Source organism: Arthrobacter sp. MYb214 (assembly GCF_002979865.1).
Taxonomy (GTDB): Bacteria; Actinomycetota; Actinomycetes; order Actinomycetales; family Micrococcaceae; genus Glutamicibacter.
The window spans coordinates 163,583-188,516 of the sequence record NZ_PCPZ01000001.1 but is presented as its reverse complement, the minus strand read 5'-3'; the positions used below and the strand labels follow the sequence as shown (position 1 = coordinate 188,516).

The following is a 24,934-nucleotide window of genomic DNA, read 5'->3' as shown; positions in this document are numbered from 1 at the left end:
CCTAGATCTACCTTCAATCAGTTCTTATTCAAATATTCTTTGGTGGATTCATCAAGCCAATTCCCGGCAACCGCCAGGAGTCCGGGGTGTTGACGTCCCCAGTTGCCATCGGCAAGGAGGAGACCCGCATCGGTTCTAGCCCGCTCAATAAGCGAGCGGTCCTTGATGATGCTCAGTTCCCGCAACGACGATCGGCTACCCGATTGCTGAACGCCGAGGATGTTTCCTTCTTTGCGTTCCGCCAAGTCTGCTTCAGCTAGCTCAAAGCCATCGATTGTTGACTCGATCGTCTTCAATCGTCCTACCGACGGATGGTCCGCGTCCAACCATGTGGTCATGAGGCACGTCCCGGGAAATCCGCCACGGCCTACGCGGCCACGCAGCTGGTGGAGCTGCGAGATGCCAAAGCGCTCAGCGTCCATGATCACCATCAACGTCGCATTATGAACGTCAACACCGACTTCAATGACAGTCGTAGAAATCAGCACGTCAATTTCGCCACGTGCAAAGGAATCCATGGTTTCTTGCTTGTCTGCTGCATCCAGTTGCGAGTGCAGCGCTTCGGTACGTATCCCAACAAATTCAGGCATCCCACCCAGCAACTCCTGCATGGCTTCGACGCTCATGGTTTGTCCGGCAGAATCTTCATAGGTCGCTAGGAGAACGCCTTGTTCCGCTGTCGTGTCCGAAATTCTTGGACACACCACATAGACTTGGTGGCCCTTCCCGACTTCCTCAATGATCCTTGAGAACAACCTGTCCCGGAAACCGGTCAGCTGCATGGGCACAATATGCGTTTGGATCGGTGCGCGCCCCGCGGGCAGGCGCTTGATTGTCGACGTGTCCAAATCGCCGAACACGGTCATAGCGACGGTTCTCGGGATCGGCGTAGCGGTCATGACCAGGGTATGCGGAACAGAGCCGGCCGCCTTAGCCCGCAAGGCATCGCGCTGTTCAACGCCAAAACGATGTTGCTCATCCACGACGACTAGGCCAAGTTCAGCAAATTGCACCTGATCGCCCAGCAGGGCATGCGTCCCAATCACCAGTCCTGTTTCACCGCTGGCAATACCTAATAGAGCTTCGCGACGCTGTGCAGTTTTTGCCGAACCTGTCAGGAGCGCGACTCCAGTTCCTTCACCTTCGCCGAACAATCCGGGTTCTGCAAGGTTGCCAAGCATCTTCTTGATAGACGCATAGTGCTGGGCGGCCAGGACTTCTGTCGGCGCTAGGAGCGCCGCCTGTCCTCCGGCATCGATCACCTGCAAGATGGCGCGTAGCGCGACAATGGTCTTGCCGGAGCCCACCTCTCCTTGCAGCAACCGATGCATCGGATGTGGCTGTGCCAGATCGGCAGAGATTTGTTCTCCGACAAGGAGCTGGTCTTCAGTCAGGGTAAACGGCAGGATGGCATCAAATTTATCGGCCAGTCGTCCTGGCACCTGTGGACGCGCGATAGCTTTCTGCGCTCCCAGCTGGCGACCGTGTTCCCCTAATGCCAGCTGCAGCATGAAGGCTTCTTCAAAGGCAAAGCGCTGTCGAGCCACGTAAGCCTGCTTGATTTCTTTGGGAAAATGTCGATCCATGAACGCTTGATGGCGTACTGGGTAATGATGGGTGCGTAGCAGTTCTGCTGGAAGAAATTCAGGAAGATTCTGATCTGTGAATTGTTCCATCAACAACGCCATCAAATCCCTGATGCGCTTATTCGGCATCTTCGCCGAAGCCGGATAGATCGGGATAGGGCGCGGATCCGCTTGTGATGCCTCATCTAGGATCGCGTATTCGGGCTGGCTCAGCTGCAGATGGTCTTGGTACCAGCCAACCTTGCCGCTGAACATTGCAATAGTTCCAATATCCAGGTCCGTTCGGGCTTGGTAACCATTGAAGAAGGTCATCTTCAGCTCTTGGCCACCTGCACTGAGCTCATCGCTAACGGTCACTTCAAAAATGAAACCGCGACGCGAGTGCATCTGTCGCTGGCTAACGTTGACCACCTGGGCTACAACGGTGACGTGCTCGTCAAAGGGAAGCTCTGAAATCGGCGTAAGTTCGCCTACTTCGACATAGCGCCGCGGAAAATGCCAGAGGAACTCCCCCACTGTGCTGTAGCCGAATGCCTTTTCCAGCGCGGTGGCGTTCTTATTTCCGAGGAATGTTGAGAGTTCTGCATTCTCAAACGTTGTCAACGTTGTTTCAGCCATCGTGGGTGCACAGATCGGTGACGCTGATATTCACTGGGTCACCGTATTTCTTGATCAGGTCCAAGGCTTTTTCAGACTCCGGGACATGCACATGTACGCGCCAACGGTAAGTGTCTTCTTCAAGCTGGTTTACCGGTGACATGATCACGGAATTGCCCATAGCATCTAGCTGACCGCGCAGAGTAGCGGCGCCTAATGCATCCAGAGATACAGTGCACATGACTTCGACGCCGGTTTCAGTGTCATTGTTCAGATGAACATGCGGATCCTGGACCTGATAGCCATGGAATTTCTCGTAGGACTCAAAATCAGTGGCGTCGCTTCGAATAGCAGCGCAAAATTCATCGATGATGATCAGCATGCCCACCGCGCCCGCATCTACTACACCGGCTTCAACGAGGGACGGGAGCTCTGTTTCAGTTCCCTTCACTGCCAATCGAGCCGCTTGGCTCATCTGGGTCAATACCGTGTCCAACGCTGCACGGCTCTCTAAATCACACTTCAAGTGAGCAAGGGTTGAGCCTGCGGCCAACGCGATGGCGTTGATCACGGAGAGCATGGTGCCTTCAACTGGTTCACTCAGTGCTGACCAGGAGCGCACCTTGGCACGTTCAAGCCCAAGAGCTAGCAGCGGAGCGGTAAGCCGCTCGTAACCGACCCACGGTTCACTCAGACCGCTGAGGAACACAGCCAGCAAGGTTCCAGAGTTGCCGCGCGCCGATTCCATTGACGCGCGCGCAGCAACTTCTAAGAAGCCACCGATGTCGTCGCTTTCCAGTTTACTCACTGCATCGTGACCTGCCCGTGCAGTCAGATACAGGTTACTGCCCGTATCTCCGTCTGCTACCGGGAAAACGTTGATGGCATTGAGCCGGTCAGAATGGTTCCCGAGACTCTTGACACTCCGTGCGAGCCATTCTCTGATGGCACGCACCGAGGTATCGAGTTTTTGGGGAGTCATGGAAAGTTGGTCCTTCAGTGGAGTTATCGTGACAGGTCAGTAGTTTCTACGAACTCTGCCATCTTGTCTTCTTGCAGTGCCTTGCCAAACTTCTCAATCACTTCCATATCCGGAATGACAATTGACTGTCCGTCGGCCGAACGTCCCGGGCCCTTGTTTGGAAGGGTGAAGAATTCCATATCGTTCGAACGCAGGTTCAGCATGGAGGAAGCGTAAGAGGCAACCTTGCCAGAATCCAGAGTTTCATCAACTGCAATGAACGGTGCAATTTGAGAAACAACTTCAGAGACCTTACCCGGGTTGGTCAGGGTTTCCTTGGACATCAACTGACCAAGCAAAGCCTTGACGAAAAGCTGCTGGTTCTTGACGCGCTCGTAGTCGCTACCTGGGAAGGACTTGCGTTCACGGACAAATGCCAGTGCCTGTTCACCGTCCAGGGTTTGAACACCCTCTGGGAAGTACATGCCATTAACAATTGACTGCTTGAAGCCTCGCGGGTTATTGACGGTAACTCCGCCCACTGCGTCGGTTAGACCCTTGAATCCTTCGAAATCGACGGACGCGACGTGGTTAATGCGAACGCCAAAGAGCCCCTCAAGGGTTTCGACTGCTTTGGGCACTCCACCGCTGGCAAAAGCGCGGTTGATCTTGGCAGTTCCTACGCCCGGAATATCAAGCCAGGTGTCGCGCATGACGGAGGTGACAAACACATTCTCGCGGTCTGCAGGAATATGAACCAGCATCATGGTGTCTGAGCGGCCACCGTTAGGCAGAGTACCAAAGTCTTCGCTGTCCTCATCCGCCTCACGAGTTGCGCGAGTATCGCTTCCGAGCAGCAGGATGTTGACGGCGTCCTTGGACTCGTCATTGACTTCAGGACGAGTTTCTTCCGCGGGGAAGGCATCCGTAATCGTCTGGCTTTCAGAGTCGAAAGTTCTGCCAAGGTTCCAAAGGTAACCGGCGGCAACAAGCGCCGCGACCATGACGAGGGCAAGCACGCTTAAGACGATGGCTCGCCCGGTGCGCTTTTTCTTTTTGCGCGGTCGCGCTGGGTGCTCTTCAAAGGACATTTGCTACCTTTCACAGTTTCAACTCTGTACATCCTATCTTTCAGAGTGCCGATGTAGTCTTATAACGTGTCTAAAATCAGCTTGAAAGCCCGACTGTCACCAAAACTTAACCGAAAACTTGCTCAAACTTCGGCATTGGTGATGAGCGGTACTTTATTACTACCAGTACTTGCAGGCTGCGCATCAGTCGCTTCCGTGGATGCTGCCCCGGACGCAGCCAACCCGCTTTGTGCCGAAATGATGGTCGTCCTGCCTGAAGCCATCGATGATGCCGAGCGCCGTTCAACGACCTCGCAGGCAACCTCGGCCTGGGGCGACCCGTCAAAAGTTGTCTTGCGTTGCGGTGTCGAAGTTCCAGGACCCACTACTGACCCCTGTGTATCCGTGAATGACGTCGACTGGGTAGCGAATGAGGATGAAGAATCAGGTATCTGGACGTTGACTACTTATGGCCGGACGCCAGCGACCGAAGTCGTCTTGGATCCTAACGTCATCCCGTCAAGTACCGTGCTGGCCACGCTGTCGGATGCAGCCCAGAAGATCCCGGCTTCCAAGAAGTGCGTCAGCGTTGACAAGTCAGTGAAATTGTAAGCGGATCGCCTACAAGCAAAGCGTGAGGGTGTGTTGATTCTTCAACACACCCTCACGCTTTGACGGCTATTCCCGGATTAGCGCAAACCGATATTCCGGTCGGTAGCCAGCCCAATCAGCTCATCAATAAGTTCACGGTACTCAATTCCCGTTTTGGCCCACATCTGCGGGTACATGCTTGAAGGCGTGAAGCCGGGCATGGTGTTGATTTCATTGATGATCCACTCCCCTTCAGGAGTGTAGAAGAAATCAACTCTAGATAAGCCTTCTGCATCAATAGCGTCGAAGGCCTTGACTGCAAGTTCGCGGATCTCGCGAGTGGCTTCTTCGCTCAGATCTGCTGGGCAGCTGAGCTCGGCCGCGGCGCCATCAACATATTTCGCTTCGAAATCGTAGAAGGTGTGCTCATTATCTGCCACCGCGATTTCGCCTGGCAATGAGGCACGCGAAGGTTCGCAGCCGCGGCCTTCAAGAACACCACATTCGATTTCACGGCCGACAATCCCCTGCTCGATGATCACCTTGGGATCTTCAGCACGGGCAATCTCAATAGCGGCACGAAGCCCCGAAGGCTCGTCTACCTTGGTGATGCCTACCGAGGATCCTGCACGTGCCGGCTTGACGAACAACGGGTACTGCAGGTCTTCGCAACGCTTCATGGCAGCTTCGCTGTTGCGCAGCCACTGCTTGTTAGTGATGACTTCGTACGGGCCTACCTTGAAGCCTGCCCCTTCGAAGACAACCTTCATGAAATGCTTGTCCATGCCCATCGCACTGGCTGCGATACCGGAACCAACGTAGGAAACGCCAGCCATTTCCAGCATGCCCTGGATTGATCCATCCTCGCCGAACGGACCATGAAGCAACGGGAAGACCACGTCGATCTCGCCCAGATCTGCCACCGTGGAGTCCGAGTAGGACAGCAAGGATGTCTTCTGCGCGTCGGTGGAAAGATGCACCGGATGATCCACCGAGGAAATTTCTGGCAGCTTGCCAGTATTCAGTGCCCAGCCTTCTGGATCCTCGTCCAGCAGGGTCCAACCGCCGTCGCGGGTGATGCCCACCGGAACAATTTCGAAACGCTCGCGGTCGATAGCGTGCATGACGCCGGCCGCAGTAACGCAGGAAACGGAGTGCTCTGAGGAACGGCCACCGAAGAGCAAGAGGACGCGGAGCTTGCGTTCAGTCATTAGTGACGTTCTCCTTCAGATTTCAATTCACGCGACAACAGGCGTGCAGCCATATTTTCAACGCTCAAGGTGCCCTCCAGGACCATGACCACCGCTTCGGTGATTGGCATTTCCACGTGATGGGCCTGGGACAAGTCGAATACGGCACGTGCTGACTTGATGCCTTCCGCAGTCTGCGACATGCGGTCATTGACCTCTTCCAAGAAGAGCCCCTGGCCAAGCAGGCGTCCCGCAGTGTTGTTGCGGGAGAGCGAGGAAGAACAGGTAGCCACAAGGTCGCCAAGGCCAGAAAGACCTGCCAAGGTATCCAAACGGCCGCCCAAGGCGAGGACCAAGCGAGTGGTTTCAGCCAAGCCACGCGTGATGACAGTGGACTTGGTATTATCGCCCATTCCCATGCCATCGCACATGCCAACAGCAAGGGCGATGATGTTCTTGACGATTCCGCCAAGCTCAACACCCAAGACATCGTCATTAGTGTAAGGACGGAAGTATGCAGCGGAACACAGTTCAGCAATCCACTGCGCAATATCAGAATCGGTGCAGGCCACGACCGAAGCAGTTGGCTGCTCACGTGCGATTTCCATTGCCAGGTTTGGTCCGGACAGCACAGCGATCTGCTTTGCAGGCAGCCCGGTGACTTCGGCGATCACCTGGCTCATGCGCAGATCGGTCCCGCGTTCAAGACCCTTCATCAGTGAAAGCAAGACCGCTCCGGGTTCAAAGAATTCTTTGAACTTCGCCAATTCCTGGCGCAACGACTGAGCCGGAATCGCCAAGACGACAAGGTCAGCGTCGTTGAGAACGGTCTTCGGATCCGATGATGCCGAGATGTTGGCCGGAAGCTTGGTTTCGCGCAGGTAGCGTGAATTGGTGTGGCGTTCATTGATTTCAGTGGCGGCGTCTTCGCGACGGGCCCAAATCTGAACGTTGATGCCCTTGTCTGCAACGGAATCAGCAAGCACCTTGGCGAAGGTTGTCCCCCAGCTGCCAGCGCCCATGACGGCGATTTTGCGTGGTAGCGGCTTAGTCAATGTCAGTCCTCTGGAAGGTGTTGATCAAGGTAATTAGTTATCCGGGGTATCGAAATTGCGGCCAGTCTTCGACTGTCCATGCTTGCTGGGATCCCAACGTGCAGCTGGTGCTTCTTCTTGGCGCAGTTCAGCGGTCAGTGCGGTGATCGCGTCCATGATGCGATCGGTGGCTTCTTGCAGCACTGCCCGAGTCCGCGGGCCATCACGCAAGTCATCAAGATCCACTGGCTGGCCAACTGACACGGTGACGTGCTTTCGCGGGAACGGATACATTTTCTTGGAATAGCGCGGCAGCAGTTCCTGGTCGCCCCAGTGAGCCATCGGTACCACTGGTGCGCCAGTCTGCAGGGCCAAACGGGCGGCACCGGTTCGTCCTACCATTGGCCACAGAGCAGGGTCGCGGGTCAGCGTCCCTTCCGGGTAAATGACTATGACCCCGCCGGCGTCCAGGACTTTTCGGGCCGCGGCCAGCGATTCGCCAGCATTGGATGCGCTGCGTGACACCGGAACCTGTCCGGTCTCGCGCAGCATCCATCCGAGCACTGGGATCTTGAACAAGGATTCCTTGGCCAGCCAGCGTGGCAGCCGGCCATTGCTGTAAATAGCATGGCCGACAACCAACGGATCAATCTCGGTCAGGTGATTGGGGCAGAGGATGTACCCGCCTGGAGGGAGGGTTTCGAAGCCCTTCCACGTTTTGCCCATCAAACCGTTCATGGCAGAACGGACAATGCCCGCCAATAGCGAGAAAACCCGTTTAGTCTTAGCAGATTCGCCAGGGGCCAGAATCTTTACCACGATTCGGATCCCCTTTAGTTGCTCAGCTCGACATTTGCGCCCAGGGCCTGCAGCTTCTCCATGAAGTGCTCGTAGCCTCGGTTGATGATCTCAATGCCGGTGACCTTGCTGGTGCCTTCGGCAGCCAGAGCAGCGATCAAATGGGAGAAACCGCCACGAAGATCAGGAACATCGATGTCGGCACCGGTCAGCTGCGCTGGGCCTACGACAACAGCAGAATGCTTGAAGTTGCGCTGTCCGAAGCGGCAAGGGGTGGACCCAAGGCAGTCGGTGTGAACCTGGACGGTGGAACCCATGCGAACCAGCGCATCGGTGAATCCGAAGCGGTTCTCATACACGGTCTCGTGAATGACCGATACACCCTTGGCCTGGGTCAGGGCCACTACCAGCGGCTGCTGCCAGTCAGTCATGAAGCCCGGGTGGACGTCGGTTTCCAGGATCAGTGGATTAAGGTCTCCACCTGGGTGATAGAAGCGAATGCCGTCGGACTTGACGTCGAATTCACCACCTATCTGGCGGTAGACGTGCAGGAAAGCAGTCAAATCACGCTGGGTCGCGTCCTGGACGAAAATGTCGCCCTTGGTGACCAGCGCGGCAGAGGCCCATGACGCGGCTTCGTTGCGGTCAGGCAAAGCGGAGTGATCGAAGCCCGTAAGCTTCTCAACACCCTGGATGCGGATCACGCGGTCGCGGTGCACCGAGATGATGGCGCCCATCTTCTGCAGCAGCGAGATCAGGTCTAGGATTTCTGGCTCAATGGCCGCGTTGCTGACTTCGGTGACACCCTTGGCTCGAACGGCCGAGAGCAGTACCTGTTCGGTGGTGCCGACACTTGGGTATTGCAGTTCAACCTTGGCGCCGGTCAGCCCATTAGGGGCCGAGATGCGGATGCCATCGGCAGCCTTGTCAACGATCGCTCCAAAGTCGCGCAGCACTTCCAGGTGGAAGTCAATCGGACGGTCGCCGATGCGGCAGCCACCCAGATCCGGGATGAACGCTTCGCCCAGGGCGTGGATCAATGGTCCGCAGAAAAGAATAGGGATACGCGAGTCACCGGCATGGGCATCGATCGCCTGGTTCGAGGCGGTCTTGACCTGGGTAGGGTCCATGGTGAGATCGCCGGTTTCAGGGTCCTGGTCAACCTTGACACCGTGGATTTCAAGTAGGCTGCGCACGACAGCTACATCTTTGATCTCCGGTACGTTGCGCAATACCGAAGGGGTATCGCCAAGCAGAGCCGCGACCATGGCTTTTGGCACTAGGTTCTTTGCTCCGCCGACTCGTACCGTGCCCTTGAGCGGGACACCACCATGGATCGTCAGGATCTTACCCATGTATGAATTACCTCATCGCGTAGTCGTTATCGCCCGCCGAAGCCTCTAGGCTTTCGAACTGGCAGGACTAAGTAAGCATACCGCCTCTGTACCTGCCAGTATGCCCAGATCATCTCGTGGCGCACACATTGTGAGCATGCTTTCAGACAGACCTATTATGCTCTGCCGAAATTCATTCCATCAGGAATGCAATAATCCGCTCACCCCTAACAACGTCAGGGAGGAGCGGACCATTCCAATTACTTTGAACTCGTTGCTTAGCCTGCGGTTCGTGCCGGCAAAGTCTGCGGCTTATGCGCAGGACGCTTGGCTTCGTATGCGGTGATATCCTCCTCATGCTGCAAGGTCAGGCCGATATCGTCCAGGCCTTCCATCAAGCGCCAGCGGGTGTAGTCGTCAATCTGGAACGGTGCCGAGATGGAACCGCACTGGACCGTACGCGATTCCAGGTCAACGGTGACCGTGGTGCCGGGATTGTTCTCCAGTTCCTTCCAGATCAATTCAATATCGCTCTGGGCCACTTCAGCAGCAACCAGTCCCTGCTTGCCCGAGTTCCCACGGAAAATATCGGCAAAACGAGCGGAGATCACAGCCTTGAATCCGTAGTCCTTCAACGCCCAGACAGCGTGCTCGCGCGAAGAACCGGTGCCGAAGTCGGGACCTGCCACCAGCACGGAGCCCGTATTGAAAGGTTCCTGGTTCAGGATGAAGTTCTCATCCCGTCGCCAACCCGCGAACAACGCATCCTCGAATCCGGTACGGGTGATGCGCTTGAGATAAACAGCAGGAATAATCTGGTCCGTGTCCACATTGCTCTGGCGCAGTGGAACACCAATACCGGTGTGGCTGACAATCTTTTCCATGACGGTGATCCTTCCTAGACCGAAGCCGGTGCGTTGACAAGGTCGCTAGGCGACGAGAGAGTTCCACGGATTGCGGTAGCCGCGGCCACCAGCGGCGACACCAGGTGGGTACGTCCGCCCTTGCCCTGGCGTCCTTCGAAGTTGCGGTTGGAGGTGGACGCGCAGCGCTCCCCCTCGGCCAGCTGGTCCGGGTTCATGCCCAGGCACATGGAGCAACCTGCAAAGCGCCATTCAGCACCGAAATCCTTGAAAATCTGGTCCAGGCCTTCTGCTTCGGCTTCCAGCCGAACACGCGCCGAGCCGGGTACCACGATCATGCGGACATCAGGATCCTTTTCCTTGCCCTTGATGACCTGAGCTGCTGCACGCAGGTCCTCCATGCGGGAGTTGGTGCAGGACCCCAGGAAGACGGTATCCACGCGGATGTCCTTCAGCGGAGTGCCGCCGGTCAGACCCATGTAGTTCAAAGCACGCTCGCAGGCCTTGCGATCATTCTCGTCTTCGAAGTCTTCCGGAGAAGGCACATTCTCAGACAGCGATACACCCTGGCCCGGGTTGGTACCCCAGGTGACAAATGGTTCAAGTTCATCTGCATTCAAGAAGACTTCAGCGTCGAAGCGCGCGCCTTCATCGGTGTGCAGCTGCTTCCAGTCCTCGACGGCGGCGTCCCAGTCTTCGCCTGCCGGTGCGTGCGGGCGCCCCTTGACGTATTCGAAGGTGGTCTCGTCCGGAGCGATCATGCCGGCGCGGGCGCCAGCCTCGATGGACATGTTGCAGATGGTCATGCGGGCATCCATGGACAGCGAACGAATCGCTGAACCACGGTACTCCAGCACGTATCCCTGGCCGCCACCGGTACCGATCTTGGCAATGACCGCCAAGATGATGTCCTTGGAGGTAACACCAGGCTTCAAGGTGCCTTCGACGTTAATCGCCATGGTCTTGAATGGCTTCAAGCTCAGCGACTGGGTGGCCATGACATGCTCGACTTCTGAGGTGCCGATACCCAAAGCAAGGGCTCCGAAGGCGCCATGGGTCGAAGTATGCGAATCACCGCAGACAACAGTCATACCTGGCTGGGTCAGACCCAGCTGCGGACCTACCACGTGAACGATGCCCTGCTCCTTGTCGCCCAAGGAGTGCAGGCGAACACCGAATTCCTTGCAGTTATCCCGCAGGGTGTGGATCTGGGTGCGGCTGGTCAGGTCGGCAATGGGCTTGTCAATATCCAGCGTGGGAGTGTTGTGGTCTTCGGTCGCAATCGTCAGGTCTGGACGACGCAGCGGACGGCCAGCCAGGCGCAGGCCCTCGAAGGCCTGCGGCGAGGTCACCTCGTGCAGCAGGTGGAGATCAATGTAGATCAAATCCGGCTGGCGGGCTTCACCTTCGCCTTCTCCTCGGCGCACAACATGTGCATTCCAGACTTTTTCTGCCAATGTCTGGGGCGACTGCATGGCGGACATGCGACACACTCCTCAAGCTACGAACATTTGATACTCCAACTTTGACACTTCATAGATCGACTTTTCCAGTATGCGGACTTGAATCTCAAATACTGAGACGTGATACTGGAACTATGACAACAGGCAGCGGCGTAGGCGTACTGGACAAGGCAGCAGCCATTCTCAACGCATTGGAGAATGGTCCCACTTCCTTGTCCCAGCTGGTGGAACTCACCGAGATTTCGCGTCCTACGGTGCACCGCATTGCGCAATCGCTGGTTCACCATGGATTGGTGGGACGCGACATGCATGGCCGCTTTGAACTGGGAAACCGTCTGGTGGAACTCGCCAGCGCCGCTGGCGAAGACCGATTGGTCAGCGCCGCGGGCCCCGTGCTCATCAAGCTTCGCGACCTCACCGGTGAAAGCACGCAGATTTTCCGCAAGCAGGGCGATTACCGTGTGTGCATCGCCAGTGCTGAGCGTCCAATTGGCCTGCGTGACACAATTCCTGTTGGAACCCAGCTGTCCATGAAAGCCGGCTCGGCAGCCCAGATTCTGCTCGCCTGGGAAGACAATGAACGCATGGTCGATGGATTGCATCACGCGCGCTTCACGCCGACAATTCTGGCTGGCGTCCGTCGGCGTGGCTGGGCCCAGTCGCTGGGCGAACGCGAGCCAGGTGTTGCTTCCGTATCAGCACCAGTTCGCGGGCAGTCCGGACGAGTCATTGCGGCCCTGTCCTTATCTGGCCCGATTGAACGACTCACGCGCCAGCCAGGGAAGATTCACCACGAAGCCGTGACTAGCGCCGCCCACGAGCTTTCCGAACTGCTGCGCATCCAGAATGACCGCGCGTAGCCAGCTCATCAAGCACGTTCGGTGCAGCTAGCCGAAGTGGTCAAAACCTGTCTCAGGCTTTGCGACCTTGCCATCAAGTTTCACTACTGCGCGGCGACCATTAGCCGGCTTGGCAGCACCAATTACGGTGAATTCCTCTGGGATTTCAATTCCCTCTGGGAAGGCAGCAAGGAGTCCAAAATCTTCGCCGCCGTACAGTACCCACGACATCGGATCGGTGCCGGTCAGTTCTGACGCGGCTTCCAAGCGAACAGCATAATCCTGCAGCGCGGAAGACTCTAATTCGAGATTCACATGGCTGGCTTTGGCCAAGCGCCCAGCGTCACGGATCAGCCCATCAGATATGTCCATCATGGCTGTAGCACCAGCTCCCGCGGCACGCGGGCCGGATTCCAACGGTGGCACGGGACGGCACTGCGCCTGGACCAGCCGGCGCACCGCCCGGCTCCAGCCTTGTTCGTTGCGATCATGCTCAAGGACCGAAAGCCCTGCCCCAGCAGCACCGACACGTCCTGCCACGGCAATGCGGTCGCCAACTTGGACTCCGCTCCTCAGGACCTTGCCATGCTCGCATTCGCCCAGAACGGTAGTGGTAACGGAAATTTCTTGGGACTTCCCGAGGTCTCCCCCGAGAATGGTAAGTTCCTGTGCGCCAAGTCCCTGTATGGCCTCGGCAACGCCGCGGCTGAAGTCCCTGACCCATTCCAAGGAAGTGTCCTTCGGCAGGGACAAAGAAATCACGGCGCCAGTAGCGTGACCGCCCATTGCATTAATGTCCGAAACATTCTGTGCAATGGATTTCCACCCGATGTCATAGGCTCTGTGCTCTAGCCCGCTGGGCCAGATCAACCGAAAATCTTGATTCTCAACCAGGGTATCCACGGAGACGAGAACTTCCGTTCCGCACACGCGCAGCGCGCCTGCGTCATCGCCGGGCCCGAGACTTGCTTGTTCAGAATCAAGCAGCGGCAACATCGCGTCCAGGATGCCTTGTTCCCCAAGGTCACCTACCGTTGCATCAACGTTTGGTTGGTTTATAGTCACAGAGTTCTAATCGGCTTTCTTGGCAGCTGAGGTGATCAATGCTGAATAATTATTGAAGGTGTCCAAATGCTGGTCAACAGGATCAATCACGGCCTGCCTGACCAAGTGGGATACCGAGCGTTCAATGTTCTTCAACGCTTTCCTACGCTTAACTTTAGCGACTATTCGGTTGACAAACGAGCAAGCCAGGCCAAGGACAATACCCAGCAGTATCCCTATGAAAACCAGCAGCGTCGGGACGGCGATTCCTTCGACCCGGGGAGCCGGTGGCAGGTCGAATTGGAAGTATCCAGCCACCGGATAGCCTGCGAGCCACAAGGCTCCGCCCAGGGCAGCAACAAGTGCCACCCATTGGATGACTTTGACTACCGGCCACCACCACGAGGACCGTTCAACACCCAGCGGTGTGCCGGCTATAGCCGCATCGATGCCGTCATCTAGTACCTCCGTATTCGCGTGCACCTTTTCACGCAGTGGCTCTTTCCAGCTGTCCGGAAGATCACTGGAAGCCTCGGAAACGTACTGGTCGATGCCATGTTCGATAGCCGCAGTCTCCGCGACAGAAAGCTCTGGACGCGAAGTCAAGGACAATTCAGGGCCTTCATGCCGGCGCCCAAGATTCATCCGTTTCAGCGGATCGTTGCGCAGCTTGACCAGCCACGTGGTCAAAGGCCATCCTGTTCGCGAAGCACCCCGAAGCAGGTAGGAGGTCTCCACTGCGTCAGCAATGTACTGGGCGCCGTGCGCTTTTGCGATCACACGCTCCAGCTCCGCTTGGTGCAGCTGGCTAGGCAGGCGCACCTTTTCCACCTGGAGTTCCTCACTGAGGCGGTGGATGACTTGATCAACGTCTGCGCGGAGCCGACGCGTGGAAAGTGCCTTGTTTTTCGCCGCGGCCGCAATCTTGGCATGCACATCTGCGACGCCTTCACCCGTGGCAGCAGAAGCGCAAACGATGGGAAGGTTCTCCAAGCCGGACGTTGCCAAGATGCCGCGCAAGGAATCGACGACTTGCTTGCGTTCTTGTTCTGCAACCTTGTCAATCTGGTTCAGGACGATCAGCAGGTTCCCCTGCTGGCTGCGCAAGGAATTGAGATATCCATGGTGTATTGACGCGTCGGCGTATTTCTGCGGATCAAGCACCCATACCAGATAATCCACTTGGCCCACCAAACGAGCAGCAATCTTGTGGTGATCCACTGCCGTGGAATCCATGTCCGGTAGGTCCAACAGCAAGAGACCGGAGTCGAACTTCTTTTTCTTTCCAGGTTGCGCCCGGCTGTCCTGATCGCCCATGACGTGACGAGTAGTAACTTCCAGCCAGTCCAGTAACTCGCTTGATCCTTCTGGTTCCCAGATTGCAGCGACAGTATCAGTAGTAGTCGGGCGGATGACACCCGTGGCCGCCAACTCATGCCCTACCAAAGCGTTGAACATCGTTGATTTTCCGCTGCCTGTGGCACCGAAAAGTCCTACAACCACATGTTCGGATGAAAGCTGGCGCCGAGATTCAGCACGCGTGATAACGTCCGCGGCTAGATCGATGGTTTCTGGTTCCAGATATGGTTCTGCAAGCTGCATCGCTTCCACGATGCTGTTGATTTGAGAGTTGAGACCGCTGACTGCTCTGAGAATCTTGCGCTCGGACATTAGTGAGCCCCTTTGCTGCTCAAGGCTGAGGTAATCTTGCCCAAACGATCGGCAAGCTCCGGCTGCGATTTTGCGGCTAGCTCGTCCAGGTAGATCGACGAGGTCCTATCCAGTAGATCCCGTGCCCGGGTGTCAAGCATCTTGCGGGCTTTGGTGGCCATGCGACGTACCGCATCCTCGCCAAAAATTGCTTCCAGCAGTTTCTGCCCTACCAATGCGGAGCCGCCGGCAATACCGATTTCCAGACCGGTGAGGCCCGCTGTTGACGCAAAGACCACGACCATCAGGATGACCGCCACCCCGTTGACTCCAAATGCCGCCATGCGGGCCGTCTTGCGCTTCCCGGCGCCCTCCTGCCGAATCATGTCCAAGACATCTTTTTGCCAAAGCCGGATGCTTTCCGAAGCTTGCTCATTGAGATCCTGTGGCGGGCGCGGCGATTGCAGATTAGAGCGTAGCGCTTGGCCAAATGGCGTGTTCTTCCACGACCTGTCAACGTCGTGGCAGGCCTTGGTTGCCTCGGCAATGAAGACCATGTGCAGGCCTGATTCGATGGCTTGTTCAACACGATGGGTCGCTGGCGGTTTTCCCGTCAAGAATGCGCCAACACGATCCCTCATCCGTCCAATGGCGCCTTCGATTCCGCGCAGCAGCTCGCCCGCTCCTACGAAGTCCTGCCACCGGGCCAGGATTTCGCCACGCAGCAATGAGCCGTCATTGAGCGAATCGTTAATTCTGGCCAGCGATTGCTCAAAGCGCTCATTGGTAAGGGCGCGCAATTCAACGAGCTGTTTCTCCTGCTCTTGCAGTTCAGCGATAAGCTCACTGACATCTGCGGTGGTGCGCCGCAACGCGCCGTCAAGTGTTTGGGCCGCAATCTGCTGCCGTTTAGCGGAATCTGCTGCCAGTGAGTTCAGCCACGCGAGCAAGGGTTCCACGTGCTCACTTGGAATCAATTTCTGGTCATCCAGTTGCGTCTCGTTCAGGACATGCAGCAACGACGGATCCAGGTCCTTCTCGCTTAACAGGCGTTTCAAATCCGGAACAATATCGTCTTCGGCTCCAGGTGGCACCCTGTTCAAGACGACGCAGACGGTAATTTTCCGTGCGCCGGCTTCGGTGAGCATATCCCAAGGAAGAGCATCGGCGTATCTATTGGCTGTGGTGACAAAAATCCACAGATCTGCTGCGTTCAGAAGCTGGCCCGCCAATTCCCTGTTCTCGTCGGAAACCGAGTCGATATCCGGGGCATCGAGGATGGCCAAACCTCGTGGTACCTGCTCACGGGGCGTCATCAACAGCGCATGATTACTGGCTGCTCCGGCATCGGCATTGAAGCCACGTCCGGCTACGCGTTTAAGTTCGGGAAGAATCCGTTCAGATTCAAAGAAGGATTGGTCAACAGGGTTGAAAGCCAAGACCGGAGTCCGGGTGGTCGGACGCACGGCGCCGGAGAGACTGACAGGTTCTCCCAGAAGGGAATTGACTAGAGTCGATTTGCCCGAGCCCGTGGAGCCACCGACGACCACCGTTAGCGGTGCGCCGAGATTCGAAACTCGTGGAATCAGGTAGTCCGAGATTTGATGCAATGCCTTGTTGCGCAGTTCTTCGAACGCAGAGGCTTCTCGTGGCTGGCCATTTACAAAGGAAAGCTCTTCGAGCAGCTTCTGGAGCTCGCTCAAACGCGCCGCGGAATCACTGCCAATTTCGGTTTGCGAGGCAGTTTCCTGCCCTGAGCTCTTAGCCAGATCTGAATTCGACTCCATGAGAACTATCTTGCCTCATGCCAACAGGGAAACCCGCGAGCCTGATGCAGATTTTGTCCGGGAAACGCAAAAACCGCGGAATTGTCCGCGGTTTTACTGTGGTGACCCCAACGGGATTCGAACCCGTGTTGCCGCCGTGAGAGGGCGGAGTACTAGGCCGCTATACGATGGGGCCGTATGCTGAAGATTAATCTTCAGCTCACCAAATCTCTTTGGTGAAGCGCTGGGATACCAGGACTCGAACCTAGAATGACGGAACCAGAAACCGTTGTGTTGCCAATTACACCATATCCCACTGTGACTTGGCCTTTCCGGAATTCAGCTGAGCGTCATTCCGGCCACTGCCGTAGCACGAGATAAAACTATACCGGCCTAATGTTCAGTACACAAATCGAGCCTCGCGACCGGTGCCCCACGCAGAATCCGCGGAAAATCAGCAAAGAACAGCTGCCAGTCATCCCAAATCCGCCACTAGCCAAGCAGGGAAATTCTTGTGAAGTGAAGCACTGTCCGTGAGAAAATACTGGAGTCCCGCGTCAACGGCACATTGATAGCCGCCAACAGGGTCATCCCCTATGCAAAGCGCCTGTGCCGGCAGACCCTCTAGTTCAGCGCACCAGCCAAGGAACGGGGCACAAATGGGGTTTAGGAGCACCGGTTGCATCGTATCCAGCGATCCAAGGCGCCTAGGCTTCTCCTCTTGACGCGAATAATCTTGCCAAACTGTACACACGCAGCAACCGCACTGCTCGCTTTTCCATAAACGTGATCTTGCCTGCGATGCACCTCTCCCGGGCTTAATCGCCCTCACCAGCAAAAGCTGCCGTCATTCCAGCTCCGACATGAACGAGAAACCGCGGATTGCGGGCGTTTGCAAATCTACGCGCGCGTCATCAAACTCAAAGAGAACGCCTCGGACAGAACCAGTCACAGGACTGGAACCATCCGAGGCGTTCAAATTGCTTCTCAGCGGGCTTTCGGCGAATAGCTAGCGGGACTCACCAAATGCGCGCAAACGCTTGAGGCTCGACTCTCGTCCAAGAATTTCCATGGACTCGAAGAGCGGTGGAGATACGCGCTTTCCGGAGATAGCAACACGGGCTGGACCGAATGCCTGACGAGGCTTCAGTTCCAGTTCGTCCACAAGCTTCGTACGCAGTGCTGCCTGGATGGTTTCGGCGTTCCATTCGGTAAGGGTTTCGAGGCCCTGGACGGTAGCATCGACAACCTCAACCAGGTTTGCCGGCATTCCCTTGAGCGCTTTCTCGTCAATGACAATTTCGTCATCAGATTTGAAGAGGAATTCAAGCATGTCGGTCGCTTCACCCAACAGGGCAATGCGTTCCTGCACCAGTGGTGCAGCCTGGTCCAGGATGACGTTTTCACGTTCAGTCAGCTCTTCGCCCACCAGGCCAGCGGCCTTCAGGTAAGGAACCAAACGATCACGGAAATCCTGTGCTTCGAGCATGCGCACGTGGGTTCCGTTGATTGCTTCTGCCTTCTTCACATCGAAGCGGGCAGGATTGGACAACACATCTGCTACATCGAAGGCTTCTACCAGCTGCTCACGCGAGAAGATATCTTCATCAGCACTTAGCGACCAGCCAAGCAGCGCGAGGTAGTTCAGCAGGCCTTCCGGGATGAAACCATTGTCGCGGTGCAGGAATACGCTGGATTCTGGATCACGCTTGGAGAGCTTCTTGTTGCCCTGTCCCATAACGTATGGCAGGTGGCCAAAGCGCGGCATGTACTGGGCAACGCCGATATCGTGCAGCAACGCATACAAGACGACCTGGCGTGGGGTCGAGGACAACAGGTCTTCGCCACGAAGTACGTGGGTAATACCCATCAGCGCATCATCGATTGGGTTGACCAGGGTGTACAGTGGCTTGCCGTTGGCGCGCACCACCACGTAGTCGGGAACGGATCCAGCCTTGAAGGTGATCTCGCCACGTACCAAGTCGTTGAAGGTGATGTCGTGATCCGGCATGCGAACACGCAATACCGGTTCACGGCCCTCGGCCTTGAACGCAGCTTTCTGCTCATCGGTCAGCTCGCGGTCGAAGTTGTCGTAGCCCAGCTTCGGGTCACGGCCGGCTGCCTTGTGGCGTGCTTCAACTTCTTCTGGGGTCGAGTAGGACTCGTACAGATGGCCTGCAGCACGAAGCTTGGCAATGACGTCCTCGTAGATGCCACCACGCTGCGACTGGCGGTATGGCTCATGCGGACCGCCCGCGTTGACGCCCTCGTCCCAATCGATACCCAACCATGCCAGAGCATCCAAAAGCTGGTTGTAGCTTTCTTCGGAGTCACGCTTGGCATCGGTGTCTTCGATGCGGAAGACCATCTTGCCGCCGGTGTGACGCGCGTAGGCCCAGTTGAAAAGGGCAGTACGGATCAAACCTACGTGAGGGGTACCAGTTGGGGATGGGCAAAAACGAACGCGTACCGGGGTATCTTCGGTAACAACGGGAATCAACGAAAGATCAGTCATGATGTTTTCATTCTATGCCTTCTGCAAAGAAACTTGCAGTTAAAGCGCGAGGCTCCCGATCACATTAGCGATCGAAAGCCTCACAACATCAGTGATGGTTCCTAGCGACGGAAGACGGTTCTCAATGAACCGATACCTTCGACTTCCACTTCTACAACGTCGCCTGCATTTACTAAGCCGACGCCCGCCGGGGTGCCGGTCATGATGACATCGCCTGGCAGCAAGGTGAAAGCTTCGGAAGCACGAGCAACCAATTCGTTGACTGGCCAGATCATGTCGTTGGTAGTTCCATCTTGGCGAACCTCTCCATTGACGCGGCTGATAATTCCCAGATCATCCGGGTCGGCAATCTCGGTCTCAATCCACGGGCCCAGCGGGCAAGAACCATCAAAGCCCTTGGCACGAGCCCATTGCGGATCGGTGCGCTGAGCATCGCGGGCGGTCAGATCGTTTGCTACCGTGTAGCCGAAGATCACGTCCTGCGCTTTGTCGGCTGGAACGTCCTTGCAAATACGGCCGATCACCACGGCAAGTTCACCTTCGAAGGAAACTTCATTTGAAAACGCCGGCAGGGTGACGGGGTCTCCATGGCCGACGACGGAAGTATTCGGCTTCAAGAACATCAGCGGCTCAGCAGGAACTTCATTTCCAAGTTCCTTGGCGTGCTCGCGGTACGTGCGGCCAAAGCCCACCACCTTTGAGCGAGGGATGATCGGGGCTACCAACCGAACATCATCCAAGGAGTGCGTAGCACCAGTGGTCTTGATCCCCTGGAAAAATGGATCTCCAGCCAAAACATGAATATCGTTACCGTCGACGACGCCGTACAGCGGGTCGCTATCTACTACAAATCGTGCAATGCGCATGAATACAAGCCTAGTACATTGAGTTTTACATGGTATCTGACATCATTCTGTCGGAACCAGAAATTCTTTGAATATTTGCCGTCTTGCGACCTGACGAAAATTGACTTGGATGTCAATCGGATACCGCAAATTATCGACTCGGTAGCAAATCAAGTTCCACCAAGTTTGTATCTTTATACACTCCGAACACCCGACCATCCGGTAACGCAGTAATTCGATTCCCAAATTTGCAAGGACTCTCCCGGCTACCAATAGTTGACTTTGTGTGAGATATGAAGTCAACGACGGTGGTTACATCCGCTGCGCTATGGACTAGTTTTCCGCTAGCACTAACAGCCATGTCTGCGCTCGCCCAACCAGGTCGCCTATTCGAATTTTCAGTATTCGATAAGTGATGCTTCCTGACCATCGAGCCATTATCCGGATCAATGACGGCTACGCCCTCAATGTCTGCGACAAGCAACCATCCGTCGACAAGTTTCGGAGAATATAACGCCCCTGCGCCAATCACAGGGTTCGTGATCCAACTCATCCGCTTGTTGGCAATGTCGAATTTGAATACTTTGGCCTGGCCCTCGGTGTCAGGCGTACCGTAGCCGTTCCGAACTGACGTCGTGCCGTACACGAACTCTTCATCTGCAACGAGCCCGATAACAGAGTGGGAGTCAACAAACCCTTTGCCATTCCCGTCCATAACCCACTCTATTTCATTGCTTAGCAGTGAAATCTTCCCAAAGACACCCCCCGAACGACCGTAGTCCGGAACAGTACCAAAAAATACACTCTCCGAGTTTGCCGCCCAACCAAACGGGCGGGATTGATGATACTTTCGATCCAGACGTTCGAGTAGAATATACGATCCAGGATCATCCCGGTGGGTCAAGTTAACACTAATCAGATCCGCGTATCCGTAAGATCCGATGAATATTTTCCCCGCTGCTTCAATCATGCCTTCAATTTGATTGATGCGGTATTCCGCATCCGGGGAGGACCAGCGCTCACCGGTATCACCATCAATAGAGTTAATACCTTTTCCCATAAAGGCACCAAGATAAATCTTTCCCGATGAGGTTCCAAGTAAGGACTGAATTGCGTAATTCCCGCTTACAAGTGAAACGTTGATAGTTCCCTTGGTGTCCAAACTTTTCGGATGGACACTGATCAATTGCAATCCGCCGGCTTCTTTGTAAACCAATAAAATATCATCGTTATTTGCAATGATGCTCAGCACTGAACCTTCGGGAATGCGTCCGATGCGGACGTCCGTCCAATTATTGATACGCGTCATGTAGAGCGATCCGTCGGTAATGCTGTAGAAAACTTCATTAGCCGCAAAACGGACACTATTTGATGCATTCCGCTTTGCCCAAACTCTAGACAGTCGGTGATCCCATTCTCTAGTGCGCTGATTATAAATTAGCTGTTCTGTGATTCCACTGACGCTCACAACAATGAATACGTCAAATGAATACAAACTGGTTACGAATCCGTTTTCTTGTGGGCTAGGTAGCAAGACTTCATGCACTTGATTCAAATTGTGCACAGAAAAAACAAATAATCGCGGGTTTTTGGAACCAGTGCCGACCCAAACATTGTCGAACTGGTCGAGAAGAATCTCTCTCGCATAATCCGTGTCAGGTGCTAACTTTCCCGTAGACTCCCAATTATTCTGTACAGGGTCAAATTTATACACGGCCCCAGTCGGATAACCTCCCATCCAAATCCTGCCTGAGGAATCGACGTTGATCCCATACAGATACGTAGCTTCTTCAATACTGGTTACCTTGGAAACTCCGTCAGGCTCGTTCGGGCTCCAACTATAAATCTGGTTAGCACTAGTTAAAAATAAACGCCTTCTTGAAAAATCCCATGCCATGGAACCGATTCCACCATCATGGCCTTCTGGGATACTAATAACATAGATTGGACTCTCTTTCGACGGATCCAGTATTTGTAATTGGTTGGAGATGCCAATCAAAGTTACAGCAAACCAAGATTTCCCGGTGCCGTCGATATTCGTTAATTCCAGAATTTCTGAAACTTCGGCAACTGGAAAAGCATTCTCATGCTTTCTCAGAATACCTCGCGTATCATTCACGCGAACAAGCGGTGCCAGTAGGTCTATCTCCCTGGATTCCCACATCGACTCGCCCGACTCTCTCCTTACTGAGCCGTGCCTACCGTCACTGATAGTCGAGGCGCTTGCCATCGATGAACCAATTGCAAGCGTAGAAGCCAGAATCGTCCTGCGGGTGATTTTTCTAGAGAGCTTTTCCGAGTCTGACGACACCTCTTATAACCTCAAAACTTCGAAAAATGAACTATGCGCGGGGCCAAGATAAGTCCTTCGGCGCACCATGCACAAATTTTCAAAAATTGCCTCGAACCTACGAGAAGTTCCATTACTGTGGGCGCCAAGCTTTTCGCAATTATGGCAAATGCGACACCCCCACTGTTAGGCCAACCGTTCCAGCCAACCGTGGCGGTCTTCTACGGTACCGCGCTGGATTCCCAGCAGTTCTTCGCGAATGGACATGGTCACCTCACCGGCTGCAGCATTCTCCTCACCAATGAGCTCTTCGCCGTTCTTCAGCAGGCCGATTGGGGTGATCACCGCTGCTGTACCGCAAGCGAAGACCTCGGCAATATCGCCTGAGGCGATGCCTTCACGCCACTCATCCAAGGTGATCTTGCGTTCTTCCACCTCCATGCCGCGATCCTTCGCGAGCTGGATGACCGACGAACGGGTCACGCCTTCAAGAATGGTTCCGGTCAACGCTGGGGTCACCAGCTTGTTGTCCTTCGTTACGAAGAAGACATTCATGCCCCCGAGCTCTTCAACGGCATTGTCATTGAAGGAGTCAAGGAACAGAACCTGCTTGCAGCCGTTTTCTTCAGCTTCCAGCTGGGCTACGAGCGAGGCCGCGTAGTTGCCACCGCACTTAGCCGAACCTGTACCGCCTCGGCCTGCTCGTGCGTAGTTCTTCGACACCCAAATGGCCACTGGCTTGAGTTCGCCACCGAAGTAATTGCCTGCTGGTGATGCGATGACGCGGTAGGAAACCTCACGCGCTGCACGCACACCAAGGAATGCTTCGGTAGCAATCATGAATGGACGCAGGTACAGGGCTTCACCGTCACCGGTAGGAACCCAATCGATATCCGTTGCTACCAGCTTGCGCAGCGAGTCGACGAAAACATCTTCATCCAGCTGCGGGAGTGCTAGGCGCTGAGCCGACTTGTTCATGCGGGCAGCGTTGGCCTGCGGGCGGAAAGTCCATACCGAACCATCGGCATGGCGGTAGGCCTTGAGACCTTCAAAGATTTCCTGGCCATAATGCAGTACTGAAGCCGCCGGGTCCATGGCGATAGGGCCGTATGGCTCAATTCGAGCATCATGCCATTCACCGTTACGGCCGCTATCGTCTGCTGACCAGTCGATAACTGCGGTGTGGTCAGTGAAGAAGTCTCCGAACCCAGGATTAGCCAAGACGCCGGCTCGGTCCTGTTCGCTCTTGAGATTCGTTGAGAGATTTTCGGTGAATTCCATCTACCCTGGACTTCCTAGTTCAATAAACAAAGAACGGATGCTCCACGCCTCTGCGGAACATCCGTTCGTGGAATTTGCTACTGGTTATTAGCTAACCAGAAACGTCACTTTCAGCTTATGCCAGTAATGCCACAATTGCATCGCCAATTTCACTTGTGGTGCGATTATCGGTCAATTCTTGACGTGAAGTGATCTCTTTTTCAACAGCTTGCTCAACTGTGCGGGCTTCTTCAGCCAACCCGAGGTGATCAAGCATCAGTGCCACGGACAGAATCGCCGCGGTTGGGTCTGCCTTCTGCTGGCCGGCAATATCCGGAGCGGAACCATGAACCGGCTCAAACATCGATGGGTAGGTACGGTCCATATTGATGTTGCCACTGGCGGCCAAGCCAATACCACCGGTAATGGCGCCGGCCTGGTCGGTGAGGATGTCGCCAAAGAGGTTGTCAGTGACAATCACGTCGAAACGCGATGGGTCCGTGGTCAAGAAGATGGTAGCCGCATCCACGTGCAGGTAATCGTGGGTAACCTCTGGGAATTCCTGCGCCACCATTTCGACCGTGCGCTTCCACAAATGCCCCGCGTGCACCAGCACGTTGTGCTTGTGCACCAGGGTGACACGCTTGCGTTCACGCTCTGATGCACGGCGGAAGGCGTCGCGCACAACACGTTCCACACCGTAGGCGGTATTTACCGATACTTCGGTAGCGATTTCATGCGCGGTGCCTGTGCGCACCGAACCACCGTTGCCTACATACGGGCCTTCGGTACCTTCGCGAACCACCACGAAGTCAATTTCACCGGGGTTAGCCAGGGGGCTCTCAATTCCAGGATAGAGCTTAGCCGGACGCAGATTCACGAAATGATCCAGCGAGAAGCGGAGCTTCAGAAGCATTTCGCGCTCGATAATTCCGGACGGAATGCGCGTATCTCCAGGGGCAGCGCCAACAGCGCCGAAGAGAATGGCATCGTGCTTCTTAAGAGCTCCCAGCGTCGCATCCGGAAGTGTTTCGCCAGTCGCCAGCCAATGCTCTGCACCAAGCTTGTAGTCGGTCAGCTTGATCTCGTTCTTGCCACCATTAGTGACGAACTTCAGAACCTTAACCGCTTCGGCAACAACTTCTGGGCCAATACCGTCACCCGGAATGACCGCAATATCAATTACATTTCCCATGGCACAGATTCTATCGACTGGCGTCCGCCATTTGAGAGTTCAT

At 55.4% G+C, this 24,934-nt stretch carries 19 protein-coding genes and 2 tRNA genes; 2 read left to right on the top strand and 19 right to left on the bottom strand.

Annotated elements, in window-relative coordinates:
• Positions 1 to 17: 17 nt before the first annotated feature.
• Genes CQ012_RS00740 through CQ012_RS00730 form a run of 3 tightly spaced genes read right to left on the bottom strand, consistent with a single transcriptional unit; the run spans position 18 to position 4,235 of the window.
• On the bottom strand, positions 18 to 2,204 hold the full coding sequence (locus CQ012_RS00740) for an ATP-dependent DNA helicase RecG (protein ID WP_105661163.1): 2,187 nt from the start codon (positions 2,202 to 2,204) through the stop codon (positions 18 to 20).
• Positions 2,197 to 3,165 (bottom strand): DAK2 domain-containing protein, encoded by a 969-nt coding sequence (locus CQ012_RS00735; protein WP_105661162.1) that lies wholly within the window; start codon positions 3,163 to 3,165, stop codon positions 2,197 to 2,199. The genes CQ012_RS00740 and CQ012_RS00735 overlap by 8 nt, the downstream gene beginning before the upstream one ends.
• A 23-nt stretch (positions 3,166 to 3,188) precedes the next feature.
• Positions 3,189 to 4,235: an LCP family protein gene (locus tag CQ012_RS00730; protein WP_105661161.1), complete on the bottom strand. Its 1,047-nt coding sequence runs from the start codon at positions 4,233 to 4,235 to the stop codon at positions 3,189 to 3,191.
• Positions 4,236 to 4,376: 141 nt separating this feature from the next.
• On the opposite strand from CQ012_RS00730, the gene CQ012_RS00725 reads away from it, so the two are divergent.
• The gene (locus tag CQ012_RS00725; protein ID WP_105661160.1) at positions 4,377 to 4,826 is read left to right on the top strand and encodes a DUF3515 domain-containing protein; all 450 of its coding nucleotides are present in this window, start codon (positions 4,377 to 4,379) and stop codon (positions 4,824 to 4,826) included.
• Positions 4,827 to 4,903: 77 nt separating this feature from the next.
• Here the strand turns inward: CQ012_RS00725 and CQ012_RS00720 are convergent, their stop codons facing one another.
• The 6 genes from CQ012_RS00720 to leuC form a co-directional block, all read right to left on the bottom strand.
• Complete coding sequence (locus CQ012_RS00720; RefSeq protein ID WP_105659155.1) at positions 4,904 to 6,016, bottom strand: D-alanine--D-alanine ligase family protein; 1,113 nt, start codon at positions 6,014 to 6,016, stop codon at positions 4,904 to 4,906.
• Positions 6,016 to 7,050, bottom strand: coding sequence for an NAD(P)H-dependent glycerol-3-phosphate dehydrogenase (locus tag CQ012_RS00715; RefSeq protein WP_286134529.1), 1,035 nt, complete (start codon positions 7,048 to 7,050; stop codon positions 6,016 to 6,018). The genes CQ012_RS00720 and CQ012_RS00715 overlap by 1 nt, the downstream gene beginning before the upstream one ends.
• Before the next feature lie 33 nt (positions 7,051 to 7,083).
• Positions 7,084 to 7,767: a lysophospholipid acyltransferase family protein gene (locus CQ012_RS00710; protein ID WP_105661158.1), complete on the bottom strand. Its 684-nt coding sequence runs from the start codon at positions 7,765 to 7,767 to the stop codon at positions 7,084 to 7,086.
• Positions 7,768 to 7,862: 95 nt separating this feature from the next.
• Positions 7,863 to 9,182: a UDP-N-acetylglucosamine 1-carboxyvinyltransferase gene (murA, locus tag CQ012_RS00705; RefSeq protein WP_105659152.1), complete on the bottom strand. Its 1,320-nt coding sequence runs from the start codon at positions 9,180 to 9,182 to the stop codon at positions 7,863 to 7,865.
• Between the two features lie 257 nt (positions 9,183 to 9,439).
• Entirely contained in the window at positions 9,440 to 10,045 is a 606-nt protein-coding gene (gene leuD, locus CQ012_RS00700) for a 3-isopropylmalate dehydratase small subunit (protein ID WP_013348787.1), read from the bottom strand.
• 14 nt (positions 10,046 to 10,059) lie between these two features.
• The gene (gene leuC, locus CQ012_RS00695; protein WP_041649644.1) at positions 10,060 to 11,499 is read right to left on the bottom strand and encodes a 3-isopropylmalate dehydratase large subunit; all 1,440 of its coding nucleotides are present in this window, start codon (positions 11,497 to 11,499) and stop codon (positions 10,060 to 10,062) included.
• A gap of 122 nt (positions 11,500 to 11,621) precedes the next feature.
• On the opposite strand from leuC, the gene CQ012_RS00690 reads away from it, so the two are divergent.
• A complete protein-coding gene (locus tag CQ012_RS00690; RefSeq protein ID WP_105659150.1) occupies positions 11,622 to 12,347 on the top strand; it encodes an IclR family transcriptional regulator in 726 nt (241 codons plus the stop codon).
• 27 nt (positions 12,348 to 12,374) lie between these two features.
• Here CQ012_RS00690 and thiL read toward each other — a convergent pair whose 3' ends face one another.
• The 10 genes from thiL to CQ012_RS00640 all read right to left on the bottom strand — a co-directional run bounded on the left by thiL (position 12,375) and on the right by CQ012_RS00640 (position 24,891).
• Positions 12,375 to 13,322 carry a thiamine-phosphate kinase gene (gene thiL, locus CQ012_RS00685; RefSeq protein WP_105661157.1) on the bottom strand — a complete coding sequence of 316 codons (948 nt, stop codon included), beginning with the start codon at positions 13,320 to 13,322 and terminating at the stop codon, positions 12,375 to 12,377.
• A gap of 75 nt (positions 13,323 to 13,397) precedes the next feature.
• Positions 13,398 to 15,041, bottom strand: coding sequence for a GTPase (locus tag CQ012_RS00680; RefSeq protein WP_105661156.1), 1,644 nt, complete (start codon positions 15,039 to 15,041; stop codon positions 13,398 to 13,400).
• Positions 15,041 to 16,807, bottom strand: coding sequence for a dynamin family protein (locus CQ012_RS00675; RefSeq protein ID WP_105661155.1), 1,767 nt, complete (start codon positions 16,805 to 16,807; stop codon positions 15,041 to 15,043). Before CQ012_RS00675 ends, CQ012_RS00680 begins: the two co-directional genes overlap by 1 nt.
• 99 nt (positions 16,808 to 16,906) lie before the next feature.
• Positions 16,907 to 16,982, bottom strand: a tRNA-Glu gene (locus CQ012_RS00670).
• A gap of 48 nt (positions 16,983 to 17,030) precedes the next feature.
• Positions 17,031 to 17,102: transfer RNA gene (locus CQ012_RS00665), tRNA-Gln, on the bottom strand.
• Positions 17,103 to 17,795: 693 nt separating this feature from the next.
• Entirely contained in the window at positions 17,796 to 19,301 is a 1,506-nt protein-coding gene (gene gltX, locus CQ012_RS00660) for a glutamate--tRNA ligase (protein WP_105661154.1), read from the bottom strand.
• A gap of 101 nt (positions 19,302 to 19,402) precedes the next feature.
• A complete protein-coding gene (locus tag CQ012_RS00655) occupies positions 19,403 to 20,167 on the bottom strand; it encodes a fumarylacetoacetate hydrolase family protein (RefSeq protein ID WP_105661153.1) in 765 nt (254 codons plus the stop codon).
• 130 nt (positions 20,168 to 20,297) lie between these two features.
• Positions 20,298 to 22,265, bottom strand: coding sequence for a PQQ-binding-like beta-propeller repeat protein (locus CQ012_RS17360; RefSeq protein ID WP_146112875.1), 1,968 nt, complete (start codon positions 22,263 to 22,265; stop codon positions 20,298 to 20,300).
• Positions 22,266 to 22,622: 357 nt separating this feature from the next.
• The gene (locus CQ012_RS00645) at positions 22,623 to 23,717 is read right to left on the bottom strand and encodes a branched-chain amino acid aminotransferase (RefSeq protein WP_105661151.1); all 1,095 of its coding nucleotides are present in this window, start codon (positions 23,715 to 23,717) and stop codon (positions 22,623 to 22,625) included.
• Positions 23,718 to 23,832: 115 nt separating this feature from the next.
• The gene (locus tag CQ012_RS00640; protein WP_105661150.1) at positions 23,833 to 24,891 is read right to left on the bottom strand and encodes a 3-isopropylmalate dehydrogenase; all 1,059 of its coding nucleotides are present in this window, start codon (positions 24,889 to 24,891) and stop codon (positions 23,833 to 23,835) included.
• Between the last annotated feature and the right edge of the window lie 43 nt (positions 24,892 to 24,934).